This window comes from Massilia sp. R2A-15 (assembly GCF_030704305.1).
Classification (GTDB): domain Bacteria; phylum Pseudomonadota; class Gammaproteobacteria; order Burkholderiales; family Burkholderiaceae_D; genus JAFCUW01.
Map to the genome: position 1 here is coordinate 1,443,343 of NZ_CP131935.1, position 17,827 is coordinate 1,461,169.

A 17,827-nucleotide genomic window follows, 5' to 3' on the forward strand; every position below is an offset into this window, starting at 1 on the left:
TGGTTGGACTGGGCTAGTTGCACACGCTGGTGCCATTCAGGCCGCCGGTCGGCGCCATTGGTCCATTGGCGCAGTTGCTGTCGATATTGAGCGTCACGCCGCCCCAGGTTTCATTATGGTCGCCCTGGTACTGCTTCAGGCGCTGGTGGTTCGCGAAGTTCGTGGCGCCCACGCAGGACATGGTCGCCGTCGATGGATTGAGGTCCCAGTTGGCCGCCCAGATGTAGGCAGGCGGCCGCGCGATGGTGGCCAGGTCGCTCAGGTAGGAATTGCACGCCGAGCCATACACGCCCGCCACCTGGGCCGGCGCCACGGCCAGTTCGTCGGTCCAGCCGAGCATGAACGACTTGACGGCCGCGCGGCAGGCCGCGTCGTTGGTATAGCCTTCCATGTCATAGACGATCGGCGTGCCGGCCGCGCTGTTGGTGATGCCCAGTGCGATCAGGGCGTTGTAGGCGCTGTCGGCCTCGGTCTTGCCCTGCTGGTAGGCGGTGGCGGGGTCGAGGCTGATGCGGTTGGCGAAGGTCGAGCAGGGAGCCTGCGGGCCGACCCAGATCATCTGGTGGCGCCATCCCATGGTGTTCGTGGTGTTCATCCACGCCGCGGTCAGGTTGGGCTGCGAGCAGGCGCGCGTGTTGCCGCCGACGTAGATGCCGACGAAGCTCCACGGGGTGCTGGTCCACCATGACTGCATCTGCGAGGTCGAAGGGGCGGCGCAGGTATCGAAGCCCTTGCCGTTGAATGCGGCGCCGCCGCTGGGGTAGGCGTGGGCCGGCAGGGCGGCGAGCAGGGCGGAGGAAGCGAGTATGACGGACGGTAGCAGGGTCGCTAACGGTGAACGAAACAGGGCTTGCATTGTGAACGTCTCCTTTTGTAGTTTTTTTCGGGAGCCGCACATGCACCATCGAAAATCAACGTCAGACCCGCCTCACGGCCGTCCGTGTGCAAATTCAACTCCCGCATCTTTTGTGTTGCGGCAACAATTTAACACAGGAAATTTACAAAAGACACACAAAATTCACACAAATTCACACTCGCGGAAGGCGCCTGCGGGACGGCCGCGGCGTCAGCGATATTTGTCGTAAATCGCGGCCCGCCGGCGCGCAGCGACGGGCGGCTCGGGTCAGCCCAAAGATGCGCGGATTGCAGCGCTGCTTGTCAATTTTCGTCGACTTCGTAGCGATTGCGCCCACCGCGCTTGGCCCGGTACATCGCTTCGTCGGCGCGGCGTACCAGCGAGCTGACGCTGATGTCCGGTGACGAAAACGCCACTCCGATGCTGGTCCCGACGCACAGCTCGACGCCGTCCAGCACGAACGGCGCTTGCATCGTCGCCACCAGTTTGGCCGCAACCGCTTTGGCCGCCTCGCGGTCGGGCAGGTCTTCCAGGGTGAGCGCAAATTCGTCGCCGCCGAGCCGCGCGACGGTGTCTGCTTCGCGCAGGACGCCCTTGACCCGATGGGCGAATGCCTTCAGCAACCGGTCGCCGACCTCGTGTCCATACGTGTCGTTGACCGCCTTGAACTTATCGAGGTCCAGATACATGAGAGCGAACGTCGCGCCGTTGCGCTTCGCCCTCACCCTGGCGTGCTCCAGCTGGTGGTGGAAATACGCACGATTGGCCAGGCCGGTCAGGCTGTCGAAGTGGGCCATTTCCTCCAGTTGCCGCTCAATGAGCTTGCGATCGGTGATGTCCTCGTACATGCCGAGAACCGCGACGGCGCGTCCGTTGATGTCGGTGAGCGGGATCTTGCTGGTGCGCAGCCAGGATTCGCTGCCGTCGTCGCGCTGCTGTGGTTCTTCGTAATTGATCTTGGCCTGGCCGCTGGCGAGGGTGGCCCGGTCGTCGCTGCGATAGGCCTCGGCGTTGGCGCGCCACGCTAGGTCGAAGTCGGTCTTGCCGACGATCTGGTCCGGATGCGTGAGCCCGGCGTCGCGGCAAGCCGCCTCGTTACAGCCCAGGAATTTCGAGTCGGTGTCCTTCCAGAACACCCGCTGCGGAAGGTGGTCGATGACCAGTTGCAGCATCCGCTTCGATTCGTTCAGGCGCCATTCCGCGAGCTTCCTTTCGGTGATATTTTCGGCGATGCCCAGCACGCTGACCACGCGTCCCGCCACCTTCACGGGGATCATGATCACGCATACTTCGACACGCACGCCGTCGCCGCCGATGACCGCGGAATCGTACGAGACCGTGTTGCCCCGGAGGACCTGTTGAAAGTGTTCCCGTGCGCTTTCGGTATTCTCAGGTGCGATCAGGTTCTCGACGGACTTGTCCATCAGGTCCGCCCTGGAAACCTTGAATTCCTTGAGCGCGTGCGCATTGACGTTGATGAAGCGGCGCTGCAGGTCGAGCGCGTAGACGGGCGAGGGATGGTTCTGGAACACCTCGTCGAACCGGTGCGCATCGGCGAGCTGCTGGGAACGCGAGCGAAAACGCCGGATCGCCGCGGGGGCGCCGTAGCCCATCGCGGCCGTGAGGAACAGGCCAAGCAGCACAATCGTCGTACCAAAGCCGTTGCTGTAGCGCAGGGTGTAAAACGGCTTCGGGAAGAAATACATCTGCCAGGTATGCTCGCCGATCTTGAGGTCGGCCCGATGGGCGATCGGAAAGTCCTCATCCTGCATCACCACGTGCGGCCGTTTGTCGCCATCGTAGAGAACTGTCCGCTGGCGCGCATCGCCGTCGTAGATCTCGAGGTCGAACAGTTCCTCGAACCTCGGGCCCATCACGCGTTCGATCATTTGCTCGATTTCGTAAATCGAAAACACGTACCCGCGCAATGCCGCGCGGCGCTCGCCAACGGTCGAAGTGGGCATTGCCAGGTCATAGATCGGGGTGAACACGGCGATGATCGGCACCTGGCCCCGGTCGGACGGCAACGGCCGGTTGTAAAAGTGCATCGACGTGACGGCCGATGTGCCGGAATCGCGCGCCTGTTGCATCGCATTCCAGCGTGCGGGAATGGCGGAAAAATCCATCCCCTGCGCCGCGACCGTGCGCGCATCGCGCGGATACGCGTACAGGTAAGGATAGGCGTAGTCGGGATCTGCGCTGCCCGCCTGGGCGGTGCGCCTGATGCGCGGCACGTAGCCAATGTAGTGAAGGCCAGGATGTTCGCGCAGCACGTCGGTGCTGCGCATGTAAGCGTCGAAATTGCCGGCCTCGAGGTGCTGCGAGGCGACGATGAATCCCGCCAGGTCGCGGCTCAGCTGCACGTAAGATCGGATGCCCTGGTCAAGCGCCCGCTGGTATTGGGCCGCGTCGGCGGCGGCATGCAGCGAGACTTTTTCGCGCGTCAGCCGCTGGTGCATGCTGTAGGCGCCCAGCGTCAGCAGCGCGCCAACGAGCACGAGAAGGATGGAGGGCGCAAATTTACGGATTGAGTGGTTCAACTGGATCGCCATTGAGAAAGTGCGCCATTCGTGTGGCGTAATCTGACGTTGGAAAAAGGGCATGACGGACGTGCAAGGGCGTTCGGCGGCCATGATTCGGCGGGGAGGGGGCCGAGGGAGGGCGTACGGCGGGGCCGGACGCGGGAGGCGAAGGAACGCGGTGCGCAAAATTGGGGCGCACCGGTCAGTGTACGCGCTTTATTGCCGTAGCGCAATATAAATTGCAACGGACTCCGTTCCGGGCGCCGGAACGGCCTGGCCCGGCCTTGCTTCGCTTAACGGTATTTATCGTACATCGCGGCCAGCCGGTGGTCTTTCTGGATCTGCCGGATGGCCCGGTTGATCGCCGCGACTTGGAAGCGGCCCTTGCGCGACACGGCGCAGGCGGCCTTGTAGCGCCGCACCACCAGCGGCTCGTGCGCGCGCAGCGCGATGCCGCCGATGCGCTGCTGGTAGGACCAGAAGACCTCACCGGTCAGGACGTGGCGCGAACGGCCGACGCCGAACTTCAAGAGGTTCTGCGACGCGTCGCCGGCGTCGTCGCGCACGAAGTCGGCGCCCAGTTCGCGCTCCACGTCCGGATAGGCGAACCCCAGCACGGTGCCGATCGGCTGGCCGCGCAGGTCTTGCAGCTGTTCGACCGGCGCCGTGCGCGCATCGCTCAGGAGCACTAGGGCGTTGGGCATGAACGGCTCGGTCCAGCCGAAATCGCCCGGCAGCCACTCCGGCAGGAAATGACAGGCCAGGTCGCCGTCGCCGCGCTCGAGCGCGACCGGAATGCGCTTTCTTGGCATGACGAGGAACTGCGCCGGTTCGCCTAGTTCGCGCGCCAGTTCGATGCCAAGGTCGCGATGAATCCCGCCCACCACCTGGGCGTCTTCGATCCTCGCCATCGGCATCGCAGTGCTGCTGTCGACCAGGATCTTCAGGGTCGCGGACGCATTGGCACACGACGCCGCGCAGGCGGCGAGCAGCAACAGGCGGGTCAGGTCAACAAAGCGCAAAGGCAGTCCTCGTCGTGATATGCGCACATTCTAACGGCGCTTTCAATGTTCGTCGATTTCGTAGCGATTGCGTCCGCCGTGCTTGGCCCGGTACATGGCCTGGTCGGCGCGCCGCACCAGCTCCTGGGCGCTGAGCTCCGGCGCCGAAAACGCCACGCCGATGGAGGTGCCGACGGTCAGTTCCACGCCGTCGAACACGAAGGGCTGCTGCATGGCGGCGACCAGCTTGGCGGCCACCGATTCGGCCGCGTGGCGGTCGTGCAGGTCTTCGAGCGTCAGCGCGAACTCGTCGCCGCCCAGGCGCGCGACCACGTCCATCTCGCGCAGCACGCTCCTGATCCGCTGCGCGAAGGCCTTCAGCAAGCGGTCTCCCAGTTCATGGCCGTACGAATCGTTGACCGCCTTGAAGCGGTCGAGGTCGAGGTACATCAGCGCAAGCAGCGCCGCGCTGCGCCTGGCCCTGGCCGTGGCGTGTTCGAGGTGATGGTAGAAGAACGCGCGGTTGGCAAGGCCCGTCAGGCTGTCGAAGTGGGCCATTTCCTTGAGCTGGCGCTCCATCAGCTTGCGGTCGGTGATGTCTTCGTACAGGCCCAGCACGGCGACCGTGCGCCCATCGATATCGGTGAGCGGAATCTTGCTGGTGCGGAGCCAGGATTCGCTGCCGTCGTCGCGCTGCTGCGATTCCTCGTAATTGATCTTCGCCTGGTTGCTGGCGATCGTCGCCTGGTCGTCGCGCCGGTAGGCCTCGGCGCTGTCCTTCCAGGGCAGGTCGAAATCGGTCTTGCCGACGATTTGGTCCGGGTGCGCCAGCCCGGCGTCGCGGCAGAACGCCTCGTTACAGCCCAGGAATTTCGAGTCGGTGTCCTTCCAGAACACCCGCTGCGGAATGTGGTCGATCACCAGCTGCAGCATCCGCTTCGACTCGCTCAGGCGCCATTGCGCCTGCTTGCGTTCGGTGATGTTCTCGGCGATCCCCAGCACGCTGGCGACGTGGCCGTCCTGCTTCACGGGGATCATGATGACGCACAGGTCCACGCGCCTGCCGTCGCCGTCGACGATCGCCGAATCGTAGGAAACCGTGTCGCCCCGCAGCACTTGCTGGAACTGCGCGCGCGCCCGTTCGCGGTTTTCCGGCACGATCAGGTCCTCGACCGATGTCCCCATCAAATCGGTCTTGGCGAGCTTGAATTCCTTGAGCGCGTGCGCGTTGGCGTTGATGAATCGGCGTTGCAGGTCCAGCGCATACACCGGCGACGGATGGTTCTGGAACACCTCGTCGAAGCGGTGGGCGTCGGCGCTCTGGCGGCTGCGTTCGCGCAGGTTGCCGAGCGCCGTGCGGGTGCCGTAGCCCATTGCGCCCGTGACGAACAGGCCGAGCAAGAGAATCGTCGTTCCCATCCCGGTCTGGTAGCGCACCTCATACGCGGGCGTCGGGAAAAAATACATGGTCCAGTCATGGTCGCAGACCTGGACGCTTGCGCGGTGGACTCCCGGCTCGTCGCGATCGTGCAGGAGCACGTGCGGACGCTTGTCGCGGTCGTACAGGATATTTTGCGGGGACGGCTTGCCGTCGTAAATCTCCAGGTCGAACAGTTCTTCGAACTGCGGCCCCATCACGCGTTCGATGATTTCCGCGACTTCGTAAATGGAGAACACGTAGCCGCGCAGCGCCGCGCGGCGCTCGTCGAGCGTCGCCGCCGGCATCGCCAGGTCGTAGATCGGCGTGAACACGACGATGATCGGCACCGGGGACGCGGCGCCGGCCAGGGGGGCGACATAGGAATGCTTCGCGGTGACCGCGGAGGCGCCGGTGTCGCGCGCGTGCTGCATCGCCACCCAGCGCTCGGGGATGGCGGAGAAGTCGAGCCCCTGGGCGGCCAGCGCGCGGGCGTCCTGCGGAAAAGCATACAGATAGGGATACACGTGGCCGGGATCGGCGGCGCCAGGCTGCTGGCCGGCCACCGCCGGTCCGGCCAGCCGGCCCGCGCCGGCTTCGGGCTGCATCGCGCGCGCGGTGCGCGGCACGTAGCCGATGTAGCGCAGGCCCGGATGCTCGCGCAGCACGTCGGTGCTGCGCATGTAGGTGTCGAAGGTCTTCGGGGTCAGGTGCTCGGACGCCACGATGAAGCCGGCCAGGTCGCGGCTTAGCTGGACGTACGAGCGGATGCCCTGTTCGAGGGTGCGCTGGTATTGCACCGCGTCGGCGGCGGCGTGCAGCGCGACCCTTTCATGCATCAGCCGCTGCTGCAGCCCAAACGCGGCCAGGGTCAGCAACGCGCAAATGAGCACGACGATGATCGAGGGATTGAGGTGGCGGACCTTCTCGGGTTTTTGCATGTCCATCGGTTGATCGTGGTTCGCCGGGCCGTGGTGGCGAGGCCCGGAACAGCTTATCACCATTGTAATTACCGGCCGGTAAATACCGTTCGTTTGCGTGTATCTCCTGCGCAACTAGCGCCAAAATCGTTGTAGTGAAATTTACGACAGCAAGGTGCGCGCCGCCGCGGCTTGGCGCCCTGCGGCAGGCCGCTGCGCCGCGCGATCCGGTTGCTATCCACGCTGCATGGCGGCGACGCTTCAGATACCATCGGGCAACCAAGAGATGGCGATAAGGAGTGTTGTGCGTATTTCAACGAAGCTGACGTCGGTCGTGCTGGCGGTGTTCCTCCCGCTTGGCGCGGTCGGTGCGCTGTCCCTGAACGGCCTGCGCCAGATCGCCCAGGATGCGGTGGAGAACGAGGCGCGCACCCTGGCCGGGACGATGGCGGCGATGGCGTCGCACGAAATCGCCGGCGCCGCCGTTGCCGAACGTCCCGCGCGGTTCCAGGAGTTCGTCACGGCGATGGCCGCGCTCGAGAAGCGCGACCTCGAAATCGTCGACCGCAGCCTGGTCATCGCCGCCGACGTCGACCATGAAGACATCGGGCGGCTGGTCGATCCGGCGCGGCGCGCGGTGCTCGCGGACACGCTGCGCGACGGCCGGCCGCGCCTGATGATCGAAATGCCCGCCGGCGCCGGCGCCGGGATCCGCCAGGTGGCCGTGCCGGTCTACGACGAGCGGCGCGGCATTGCCGGCGCGCTGGTGTACGAATACACGCCCCTGTACACGGAACTGGTCACGCAGGCCGAGCGGTCGCTGATGGCGATGGGTTCGACAGCGCTGGTGTTGCTGGTGCTGGCGCTGGGTTGCGCGGCCTGGCTGTCGCGCCGCGTGGTCGCGCCGCTGGGGCAGCTGACCGACGCGGCGCTGCAGCTGGCGCATGGCCGGCGTGATGTGACCGTGGCCGCCAATTCGCGCGACGAGATCGGCGAGCTGGCATCGGTATTCAACACCATGAGCGCCGCGCTGCGCGCCTCCGAGGCAAACCTTGCGCACCGCGCGGACCAGCTGCAGCTGGCCAACCAGGCCTTGCACCTGCGCGAGCGCGCGATTGAATCGAGCTTCAACGCCATCATCATCGCCAGGCTGACGCCGCCCGACCTGGCGGTTGAATACGTCAACCGCGCCTTCGAGCGCATCACCGGCTACAGCGCCGCCGAGGCGATCGGGATGAGCGCCGACTTCCTGGTCGGCGCCGAGGTCGATCAGCCGGCGCTGCTGCAGCTGCGCGCCGCGCTGCGCGAACGGCGCGAGGCGCGCGCCGTGGTGCGCAGCTACCGCAAGGACGGCACGCCCTTCTGGAACGAAGTCTACGTCGCCCCGGTGCGCACCGAACAGGGCGACGCCGAGCACTTCGTCGGCGTCTTCAACGACATCACCGATGCGCGCAATGACGCCGAGCAGCTGGCGCACCAGGCCCAGTTCGACGCGCTCACCGGGCTGGCCAACCGCAACGTGCTGACCGACCGCCTGACCCAGGCCGTCGCGGGCGCCGCGCGCAGCGGCGACACCATCCTGGTCGCCTTCCTCGACCTGGACGGCTTCAAGCTGGTCAACGACAGCCTGGGGCACGAAATCGGCGATCAATTGCTCAGGGAAGTCGCGCAGCGGCTCAGCGCCGGCGTGCGCGCCAGCGACACCGTGGCGCGCTTCGGCGGCGACGAATTCGTGCTGCTGATGAACCAGGGCAATCTGGCCAAGCTGTGCGCCGAATCGCAGGCGGCCGAGCAGATGCGCAAGCTGATCGACCTGATCGCCGCGCCGGTCGAGCTGGGCGGTCGCAGCATCACCGTCGGCTGCAGCATCGGCATCGCGTTCTACCCACAGGATGGGCACGACGCCGATACGCTGATCAAGCACGCTGACACCGCGATGTACCGGGCCAAGGAACTGGGCCGCAACGGCTTCCAGTTTTTCACCGCGGCGCTGCAACAGCGCGCCAGCGAGCAGCTGCAGCTTGGCGCAAGCCTGCGCCAGGCGCTCGAACGCGATGAATTCGAGCTGCACTACCAGCCGCAGGTGAGCCTTCGCAGCGGCAAGGTGGTCGGCGTCGAAGCCCTGCTGCGCTGGCGCCATCCGCAGCTTGGCCTGGTCGGGCCGGGACACTTCATCGCCTTCGCCGAGGAGACCGGCCTGATCCTCCCGATCGGCGAATGGGTCCTGAACCGCGCCTGCGCGCAGAACAAGGCATGGCAGGATGCGGGACTGCCGGAGCTGCCGGTGGCGGTGAACATCTCGGCCAAGCAGTGCGCCCAGTCCGACCTGGCCGAAGTGGTGCGGCGCGCGCTGGCGCGCAGCGGCCTGGCGCCGCACTGCCTCGAGCTCGAACTGACCGAGAGCATATCGATGGCCGACCCCGAGCAGAGCGTGCCGATGATGGAGAACATGAAGCGGATCGGCGTGGAGCTGTCGATCGACGACTTCGGCACCGGCTATTCCAACATGAGCTACCTGCGGCGCTTTCCGATCGACCGGCTCAAGCTCGACCTGTCGTTCGTGCGCGAGATCACCACCGATGCCGGCAGCCTGGCGATCGCCGACGCCATCATCGCGATGTCGCACAGCCTGCACATGGAAGTGGTGGCCGAAGGCGTGGAGACCGAGGCCCAGCTGGCACTGCTGGCGAGCCGCCACTGCGACATCGTCCAGGGCTACTACTTCAGCAAGCCGCTGGCGGCGCCGCAGCTCGAGGCGCTGCTGCGCCAGGACCGGCGCCTGCCCGCCGGGCTGATTGCGCGCGCCCCGCAGTCGCCCGCGGTGCTGGTGCTCGACGACGACCCGAACATGGTCGAGTACCTGTCGCTGGTGCTCGGACAGGAAGGCTACGTGGTGCACGGCACGGTCGATCCGGACCAGGCGATGGACCTGCTGGCCAGCCGGGAGGTGGCGGTGGTCCTGTGCGACCAGCGCATGCCGGCGATGGACGGCATCGAATTCGTCGGGCGCGTGCGCCGCATGTATCCCGACACCATGCGCATCATGCTCAGCGCGTACGACGACTCGCGCGTCACGCGCAAGGCGATCAATATCGGCGCGGTCTACAAGTTCATCGAAAAGTCGGACGATCCGTCCGAGTTGAAGCAGGTAGTCGACGAGGCATTCCGGGCCTACTCGCGCAAGCGCGCCGGCGCGCAGGCTGGCGGCCCGGCGCGCGTGGCCGCTCATTCCCGGTAGCGCAGCGCGGCAACGAGCAGCGCCAGTGCCGGCGACGATTGCCGCCTGCTGGGAAAATACACGTGATAACCGGGGAAGGCGGGGCACCAGTCCTCGAGCACGCGCTGCAGGCGGCCGGCGGCGATATGGTCGGTCGCCATATCCTCCGGCACGAACGCCAGGCCGAAGCCGGCCAGCGCCGCGCGCACCCGCGGGGTGCTGCTGTTGAACACCAGCTGGCCGTCCACGCGCACTTTCAGCGGGTGCCCATCCTTTTCGAATTCCCACGCGTAGATCCCGCCGTAAGTGGGCAGGCGCAGGTTGATGCAGTCGTGCTGCGTCAGTTCGTGCGGCGTGGCCGGCGGCGGCTTCCTGGCGAAATACGAGGGCGCGCCGACCACCGCCATGCGCAGCTCCGGGCCGATGCGCACGGCGATCATGTCCCTGGCCACCTGGTCGCCCAGGCGCACGCCCAGGTCGTAGCGGTCGGCGACGATGTCGGTCAGGCCGTAATCGACCGTCACTTCCACCTTGATGTCCGGGTAGTTGGGCAGGAATTGTTCGAGCTTCGGCCAGATCACGCTGACGGCGGCGTGTTCCGCGGTGGTGATGCGGATTGTGCCGGCGGGCTTGTCGCGCAGGGCGGTCAGCGACGCCATTTCGGTTTCGATCTCGTCGAAGCGCGGCGCGACGGTGAGCATCAGGCGCTCGCCGGCTTCGGTGGGGGAGACGCTGCGGGTTGTGCGGGTCAGCAGCCGGATGCCGATGCGGGCCTCGAAGTTGCGAATCGTGTGGCTCAGCGCCGACTGCGATATCCCCAGCTGCGCCGCGGCGCGGGTGAAGCTGCCGGCGCGCGCCACGGCGATGAAAGCGAGCAGGTCGTTAAAGTTTTCGCGCGCCATTCAAGAGCTGCTTTCATAAGGACATGCCGATTTTAGCGTCTTATCACCGGGTCGCGCTGGACCTACACTGTTTTGGTCGAGCCGCGGACCCCGGGGTTGTCGCCGGCGTATACCCAAACAACGATAGGATCATTCATGCAAAATACTCCAGCAGCCGCACTGTTAATGTGCACGCTCGCGTCGGCGGTCGCCGCCGACGAGACGCCGGCAGTCAAGGTCACCCGCGTCGAGACGCAGGCGTCAGTGGCCGGCCCGGCGGCCAATTTCACCGGGTCGGTGCGTGTCGATGCGCCGTTCCAGGGTTCGGCGCCCGCGCGCGTGGGCGGCGCCACCGTCACCTTCGAGCCCGGCGCGCGCACCGCATGGCACACCCACCCGCTCGGCCAGACCCTGATCGTCACCTCCGGCGCCGGCCGGGTGCAGCAATGGAACGGCCCGGTACAGGACATCAGCGCCGGCGACACCGTATGGATTCCGCCGGGCGTCAAGCACTGGCATGGCGCCGCGCCAGCCACCGCGATGGCGCACATTGCGATTGCCGAGAACCTCGACGGCAAGGTGGTGGAGTGGATGGAAAAGGTCGGCGACGGACAATACGGCAAGCTGCCATGAGCGCGACTTCAGGCACCACGAACAAGGCAGCGATCCTCGCGATCATCCTGGTCAGCTACGTGATGATCGTGCTGGACACGTCGGTGGTGCTCACCGGCCTGCCGAAGATCCACCAGCAACTCGGCTTCAGCGACAACGAGCTGGCGTGGGTGCAAAGCGCGTACACGCTGACCTTCGGCGGCTTCCTGCTGCTGGCCGCGCGCGCCGGCGACATCCTGGGACGCCGGCGCATGCTGGTCGCCGGCCTGGCGCTGTTTACCGCGGCCTCTATGGCGATCGGCATGGCGCAATCGGCCGGCTGGATGATCGCCGCGCGGGCAGTGCAGGGCGTCGGCGCCGCGATCCTCGCGCCATCGACGCTGGCGCTGCTGCAGACGACATTCGCGGAAGGCGCCGAGCGCACGCGCGCCGTGTCCCTGTACAGCGCCGTCGCAGGCATCGCCGCCAGCGTCGGCCTGGTGCTGGGCGGCGTGCTGACCGAATACCTGTCCTGGCGCGCCGGTTTCTTCATCAACCTGCCGATCGGCGTGGCGATGATTGTCGGCGCGCGGCGCCACATCGCCGAAAATGCACGCGGCGCGGGCCGCTTCGATGTGAGCGGCGCCGTCGCGTCCACCATCGGCATGAGCGCGCTGGTGTATGCGTTCATCCGCTCGGCCGGCGCGGGGTGGAGCGATCCCGTCACCGCCGTGGCGCTGGCCGGCGCGCTGGCCTTGCTGGCCGCGTTCGTCCGCATGGAACGCAAAGCGAAGCAGCCGATCATGCCCTTGCGCCTGTTCGCCAGCCGTGAGCGCTGCGCGGCCTACGCCGCCCGGGCGCTGTTCCTCGGCGCGATGATCGGATTTTTCTTCTTCACCACGCAGTTCCTGCAGGAGGTGGTCCATTTTCCGCCGGCTACGACCGGCCTGGCGTTCCTTCCGATGACGCTGGTAAATTTTGCCGTTGCCATGGCGGTGCCGCGGCTCACACGCCGGTTCGGCAACGCGCCTTTGCTGGCGGCAGGACTGGCAACCAGCCTCGCCGGTTTCGCCTGGCTGAGCCAGGTGTCGGCCGATACCGCCTACCTCACCGGCATCGCACTGCCGATGGTATTGATCGGCGCCGGCCAGGGCCTGGCGCTAAGCCCGCTCACCACGGCCGGCATCGCAGGCGTCGCGGCGCACGATGCCGGAGCCGCATCGGGCGTGGTCAACGTCGCCCACCAGCTGGGCAACTCGCTGGGCCTGGCCGTGCTGGTCGCGCTGGCCGCCTTCGGCACGGGCGGTCTGTCCGGTGCGCCGCTGCTGGCGCATCGGGTGACCGCGGCGCTTACGTGCGCGGCCGCCATGCTGGCGCTGGCATTGTTGCTGGTGTTCACTTTCATGCTGCGAAGAAAATCCCAGGCGCTACCTTGTCCTACACGGAGCTAGGATAGAGTCCGATTAAACAATGCCTGAGCGCGGCCTACGATGAAGGTCCGGTAGCGAAATGCCAATTCGGTGGCGATACCGATGAAATAATTAACAGGAGACACATCATGGCAAGCCAAGGAAATCAAGGTAATCAAGGCAACAAGGGCGGTACCCAAGGCACCGACCAGTCGCGCCAGTCCGGATCGCAGGGCTCGGGCGGCATGGGTTCCGGCCAGCAGAGCGGCACCCGCGACCAGGAAACCGAGATCGGCCGCCAGGGCCAGAAGGACGACGCATCGCGCCAGTCGGGAATGCCTGGCTCGGGCTCCGGCCAGAGCCCTTCGCGGGAGTCTTCGAAAGGGCCTGACGACAAATCGCGCTAAGTAGTCTTGACCCACCGTTGCAAGCGGTGACATGGGGCGACATTGGTCGCCCTTTTTGTTGCCCTGCAACTCATGCATCGTTTGCACAGGCCCATGCGGCAAACGCCGCGAATCATGCGCCGTCAAGGCCGTTTGTATATTAATTTACACAACGCGCCGCCGCCCAGCCGCGCCGTAACTACTCCCGCCAAAAGGATGCAAACACATGGACGATTTCAGCGACATTAAAATATCCCGGCGCGACCTGCTGATTGCCGGCGCGATTTCCGCCACGGCGTCGGCGGTGCCGTCGCTGGCGGGCGCGCAGCCCGTGCCGCAGTCCGCATCGCCCGCGCCGGCCATGGCGCCGGTGATGGCGAAGACATCGCTGCGCGTGAACGGCCAGGTCCGCTCGCTCGAACTCGACACCCGCACCACCTTGCTCGACGCGCTGCGCGAGCACCTGCAGCTGACCGGCACCAAGAAGGGCTGCGACCACGGCCAGTGCGGCGCCTGCACCGTCATCGTGGATGGTCGCCGCATCAACTCCTGCCTCACGCTGGCCGTGATGCACGATGGCGCCAGCGTGACCACCATCGAGGGCCTCGGCAACCCGGGAAAAATGCATCCGATGCAGGCGGCCTTCGTCAAGCATGACGGCTACCAGTGCGGCTATTGCACTCCGGGGCAAATCTGTTCGGCTGTCGCCGTGCTCGACGAGATCCGCCAGGGCATACCGAGCCACGTCACGGCCAGCCTGACCGAGAAACCGCTGCTGTCGGCCGAAGAGATCCGCGAGCGCATGAGCGGCAACATCTGCCGCTGCGGCGCCTACTCGAACATCATCGACGCGATCACCGAAGTCGCGGGAGGCAAAGCATGAGGGCCTTCACCTATCAGCGCGCCGCCACGCCGGCCGAAGCCGCGGCCGCGGCCATGCGCAATCCGGGCGCCAAATTCATCGCCGGCGGCACCAACCTGCTGGACCTGATGAAGCTCGACATCGAGACGCCGTCGCACCTGATCGACGTGAATGGCCTCAAGCTCGACAAGATCGAGCCGCTGCAGGACGGCGGCCTGCGCATCGGCGCGCTGGTGCGCAACACCGACCTGGCCGCGGACGCGCGCGTGCGCCGCGACTACGGCCTGCTGTCGCGTGCCCTGCTGGCCGGGGCCTCGGCGCAGCTGCGCAACAAGGCGACGACGTCCGGCAACCTGCTGCAGCGCACCCGCTGCCCGTATTTTTACGACACCAACCAGCCCTGCAACAAGCGCAGCCCGGGCAGCGGCTGCTCCGCGATCGGCGGCTTCACGCGCCACCACGCCATCCTCGGCGTCAGCGACGCCTGCATCGCGACCCACCCGAGCGACATGGCGGTGGCCATGCGCGTGCTCGATGCGAAGGTCGAGACCGTGCGCGCGGACGGCTCGGCGCGGGTGATCCCGATCGCCGATTTCCACCGGCTTCCCGGCAACACGCCGCACATCGAGCACGCGCTGGCGCCAGGCGAGCTGATAACCGCGGTGACCCTGCCCAAGCCGGTCGGCGGCGTCCACATCTACCGCAAGGTGCGCGACCGTTCGTCGTACGCGTTTGCGCTGGTCTCGGTGGCGGCCATCGTCGGACCCGACGGGACGGGACGGGTGGCGCTTGGCGGCGTCGCGCACAAACCGTGGCGGGTGGAAGCGGGGGAGCGCGACATGAAGTCCATCGCCGACCGGCTGCTGGCCGGCGCCAGAACGACCCCCGACAACGCATTCAAGGTAACCCTGGTGAAACGCACGCTTGCCGCGGTGATGGCCGAAGCGAAGAAAGGCTGACCTCATGAAATTCGACACTCCCGCCACCACCAATCCGATCGACCAGCTCAAGGTCGTCGGACGCCCGACCGACCGCATCGACGGCCCGCTCAAGACCACCGGCACGGCGCCGTACGCTTACGAGCAGCACCAGGCCGCGCCAAACGCCGCCTACGGCCACGTGGTCGGCGCCGCGATTGCCAAGGGGCGCATCGCGTCGATCGACCTGGCCGAAGCGAAGCGCGCGCCGGGCGTGATCGCGATCGTCACCGCCGACAGCGCGGGCAAGCTGGGCAAGGGCAAGTTCAATACCGCGAAGCTGCTGGGCGGGCCGGAAATCGAACACTATCACCAGGCCGTGGCGCTGGTGGTGGCCGACACGTTCGAGCAGGCACGCGCGGCGGCGCAACTGGTGCGGGTGAAGTACGCGGCCGAGAAAGGGCGCTACAGCCTGGCCGCCGCCAAGGCCGGGGCCAAGCCGGCCAAGGACAAGCCGGACCACAAGGTGGGCGACTTCGCCGGCGCTTTCGCGGCCGCGCCGGTCAAGCTGGACGCGACCTACACCACGCCGGACCAGTCGCACATGATGATGGAGCCGCACGCCTCGATCGCATCGTGGGAGGGCGACAAGCTGACCTTGTGGACCTCGAACCAGATGGTGGACTGGAGCCGCGGCGACGTCGCGAAAACGCTCGGCATCCCAAAGGACAATGTGCGGCTGATTTCGCCTTTCATCGGCGGCGGCTTCGGCGGCAAGCTGTTCGTGCGCGCGGAGGCGATCCTGGCCGCGCTCGGTGCGCGCGCGGCGAAGCGGCCCGTCAAGGTGGCGCTGCACCGGCCGCTCATGGCGAACAACACCACGCATCGGCCGGCGACGATCCAGCGCATCCGCATCGGCTGCACGCGCGACTGCCGCATCAGCGCCATCGGCCACGAAAGCTGGTCCGGCGACCTGCCCGGCGGGAAGCCGGAAACGGCGGTCGAGCAGACCCAGTTGCTGTACGCCGGCGTCAATCGCCTGACCGCGATGCGGCTGGCCGAACTCGATCTCCCCGAAGGCAACGCGATGCGCGCGCCGGGCGAGGCGCCGGGACTGATGGCGCTGGAAATCGCGATGGACGAAATGGCGGAAAAGCTGAAGATCGACCCGGTCGAATTCCGCATCATCAACGACATCAAGGTCGATCCGGCCAAGCGCCAGCGCCAGTTCTCGCAGCGCCAGCTGGTCGAGACCCTGAGGCTGGGGGCCGAGCGCTTCGGCTGGAGCAAGCGCAATGCCACGCCGGGCAAGACGCGCGAGGGCCGCTGGCTGATCGGCATGGGCATGGCTGCGGCCTTCCGCAACAACCTGGTGACCAAGTCGGCGGCGCGCGTGCGCCTTGACGGCAATGGCCTGGTGACGGTGGAAACCGACATGACCGACATCGGCACCGGCAGCTACACCATCATCGCCCAGACCGCGGCGGAGATGATGGGCGTGGGGCTGGACCGGGTGATGGTCAAGCTGGGCGACTCGACTTTTCCGGTGTCGTCGGGCTCGGGCGGCCAGTGGGGAGGCAACAGTTCGACGGCCGGCGTGTACGCGGCCTGCGTCAAGCTGCGCGAGGCGGTCGGCCAGAAGCTCGGCATGACCGACGCGCAGTTCGCCGACGGCATGGTGACTGCCGGCGGGCGCTCGGTGCCGCTGAAGCAGGCGGCGGCGAGCGGCGAGATCGTGGCCGAAGACATGATGGAATACGGCGACCTGGATAAGAAGTACCAGCAGTCGACCTTCGGTGGTCACTTCGTCGAAGTGGCGGTGGATGCGGCGACCGGAGAAGTGCGCGTGCGGCGCATGCTGGCCGTGTGCGCGGCGGGCCGCATCCTCAATCCGAAGTCGGCGCGCAGCCAGGTGATCGGCGCCATGACGATGGGCGTGGGCGCAGCGCTGATGGAGGAGCTGGTGGTGGACCATCGCACCGGTTACTTCGTCAACCACGACCTGGCGAGCTACGAGGTGCCGGTGCATGCCGACATCGCGCACCAGGAAGTGATTTTCCTCGACGAGACCGATCCGATTTCGTCGCCGATGAAGGCCAAGGGCGTGGGCGAGCTAGGGATTTGCGGCGTGGGTGCGGCGGTGGCGAACGCGGTCTACAACGCCACCGGCGTGCGCGTGCGCGAGTATCCGGTCACGCTCGACAAGCTGCTGGCCAAAATGCCGGCGTATATCTAAGGGTTGTCGTACCTGCGCAGGCAGGTACCCATACTGAGCACGCTTTACCATAAGTGTTGGTTCAGCATGGGTTCCAGCCTCCGCTGGTACGACATCAGAGCGGCAAGGCCGTCTCGTACTTCACCTCGCGCAGCGCCACGCTGGTGTTCACCTGCGACACGCCCGGCAGCTTGACCATCACGTTATGCAGGAAGTCGTGGTACGCGTCCATGTCCGCCACCAGCAGCTTGACGATGTAGTCGAACGCCCCCGTCACCTCGTAGCACTCCATCACTTCCGGCCGCACCAGCATCGCGTTCTCGAACGTCTCGACCGCGCCCTCAGTGTGCCGCGTCAGCGACACGTGCAGCATGCAGCACAGCGGCAGGCCGGCCGCGCGCCGGTTCACCATCGCCACATAGCCGTCGATGTAGCCCGAGTCCTCCAACTCCTTGTGGCGCCGCCAGCACGGCGTGGCCGACATGCCGATCGCCTCGGCCAGTTCCGCGTTCGACATGCGGCTGTTCTCCTGCAGCAGGGAGAGGATCTTGCGGTCCGTCGCGTCAAGGGTATGTTTTTTCATATTTTGGCCGTTCTAGGGTATTTTCTACCGTAATGGTTTCATTCTAGAAC

Annotated in this window: 13 protein-coding genes; 7 read left to right on the top strand and 6 right to left on the bottom strand. The window is 66.3% G+C overall.

Translation table 11 applies throughout. The features are described 5' to 3' along the window. Positions 1 to 13: 13 nt before the first annotated feature. The 4 genes from Q4S45_RS06605 to Q4S45_RS06620 all read right to left on the bottom strand — a co-directional run bounded on the left by Q4S45_RS06605 (position 14) and on the right by Q4S45_RS06620 (position 6,743). Entirely contained in the window at positions 14 to 856 is an 843-nt protein-coding gene (locus Q4S45_RS06605; RefSeq protein WP_305510278.1) for a DUF1906 domain-containing protein, read from the bottom strand. Positions 857 to 1,158: 302 nt separating this feature from the next. After that, on the bottom strand, positions 1,159 to 3,489 hold the full coding sequence (locus Q4S45_RS06610) for a diguanylate cyclase domain-containing protein (protein WP_305510280.1): 2,331 nt from the start codon (positions 3,487 to 3,489) through the stop codon (positions 1,159 to 1,161). A gap of 182 nt (positions 3,490 to 3,671) precedes the next feature. Beyond that, positions 3,672 to 4,400, bottom strand: a complete 729-nt coding sequence (locus Q4S45_RS06615) for an ABC transporter substrate-binding protein (protein ID WP_305510282.1) — start codon at positions 4,398 to 4,400, stop codon at positions 3,672 to 3,674. Between the two features lie 42 nt (positions 4,401 to 4,442). Next, a complete protein-coding gene (locus tag Q4S45_RS06620; RefSeq protein ID WP_305510283.1) occupies positions 4,443 to 6,743 on the bottom strand; it encodes a diguanylate cyclase domain-containing protein in 2,301 nt (766 codons plus the stop codon). 277 nt (positions 6,744 to 7,020) lie between these two features. On the opposite strand from Q4S45_RS06620, the gene Q4S45_RS06625 reads away from it, so the two are divergent. Further along, positions 7,021 to 9,954 carry an EAL domain-containing protein gene (locus Q4S45_RS06625; RefSeq protein WP_305510285.1) on the top strand — a complete coding sequence of 978 codons (2,934 nt, stop codon included), beginning with the start codon at positions 7,021 to 7,023 and terminating at the stop codon, positions 9,952 to 9,954. Here Q4S45_RS06625 and Q4S45_RS06630 read toward each other — a convergent pair. Next, positions 9,942 to 10,835: a LysR family transcriptional regulator gene (locus tag Q4S45_RS06630; RefSeq protein ID WP_305510287.1), complete on the bottom strand. Its 894-nt coding sequence runs from the start codon at positions 10,833 to 10,835 to the stop codon at positions 9,942 to 9,944. The two genes, Q4S45_RS06625 and Q4S45_RS06630, sit on opposite strands and share 13 nt — an antisense overlap. Before the next feature lie 135 nt (positions 10,836 to 10,970). On the opposite strand from Q4S45_RS06630, the gene Q4S45_RS06635 reads away from it, so the two are divergent. From Q4S45_RS06635 to paoC, 6 genes are all read left to right on the top strand, one after another. Next, the gene (locus tag Q4S45_RS06635) at positions 10,971 to 11,447 is read left to right on the top strand and encodes a cupin domain-containing protein (protein WP_305510289.1); all 477 of its coding nucleotides are present in this window, start codon (positions 10,971 to 10,973) and stop codon (positions 11,445 to 11,447) included. Beyond that, positions 11,444 to 12,856 carry an MFS transporter gene (locus Q4S45_RS06640; protein WP_305510291.1) on the top strand — a complete coding sequence of 471 codons (1,413 nt, stop codon included), beginning with the start codon at positions 11,444 to 11,446 and terminating at the stop codon, positions 12,854 to 12,856. The genes Q4S45_RS06635 and Q4S45_RS06640 overlap by 4 nt, the downstream gene beginning before the upstream one ends. Before the next feature lie 107 nt (positions 12,857 to 12,963). Beyond that, positions 12,964 to 13,221, top strand: a complete 258-nt coding sequence (locus Q4S45_RS06645) for a hypothetical protein (protein WP_305510293.1) — start codon at positions 12,964 to 12,966, stop codon at positions 13,219 to 13,221. 205 nt (positions 13,222 to 13,426) lie between these two features. Then, on the top strand, positions 13,427 to 14,083 hold the full coding sequence (gene paoA, locus Q4S45_RS06650; RefSeq protein WP_305510295.1) for an aldehyde dehydrogenase iron-sulfur subunit PaoA: 657 nt from the start codon (positions 13,427 to 13,429) through the stop codon (positions 14,081 to 14,083). Further along, positions 14,080 to 15,021, top strand: a complete 942-nt coding sequence (locus tag Q4S45_RS06655; RefSeq protein ID WP_305510297.1) for a xanthine dehydrogenase family protein subunit M — start codon at positions 14,080 to 14,082, stop codon at positions 15,019 to 15,021. The genes paoA and Q4S45_RS06655 overlap by 4 nt, the downstream gene beginning before the upstream one ends. Positions 15,022 to 15,025: 4 nt before the next feature. After that, positions 15,026 to 17,215: an aldehyde oxidoreductase molybdenum-binding subunit PaoC gene (gene paoC, locus Q4S45_RS06660; RefSeq protein WP_305510299.1), complete on the top strand. Its 2,190-nt coding sequence runs from the start codon at positions 15,026 to 15,028 to the stop codon at positions 17,213 to 17,215. A 94-nt stretch (positions 17,216 to 17,309) separates the two neighbouring features. Here paoC and Q4S45_RS06665 read toward each other — a convergent pair whose 3' ends face one another. Further along, positions 17,310 to 17,777, bottom strand: coding sequence for an Lrp/AsnC family transcriptional regulator (locus Q4S45_RS06665; RefSeq protein ID WP_305510300.1), 468 nt, complete (start codon positions 17,775 to 17,777; stop codon positions 17,310 to 17,312). Between the last annotated feature and the right edge of the window lie 50 nt (positions 17,778 to 17,827).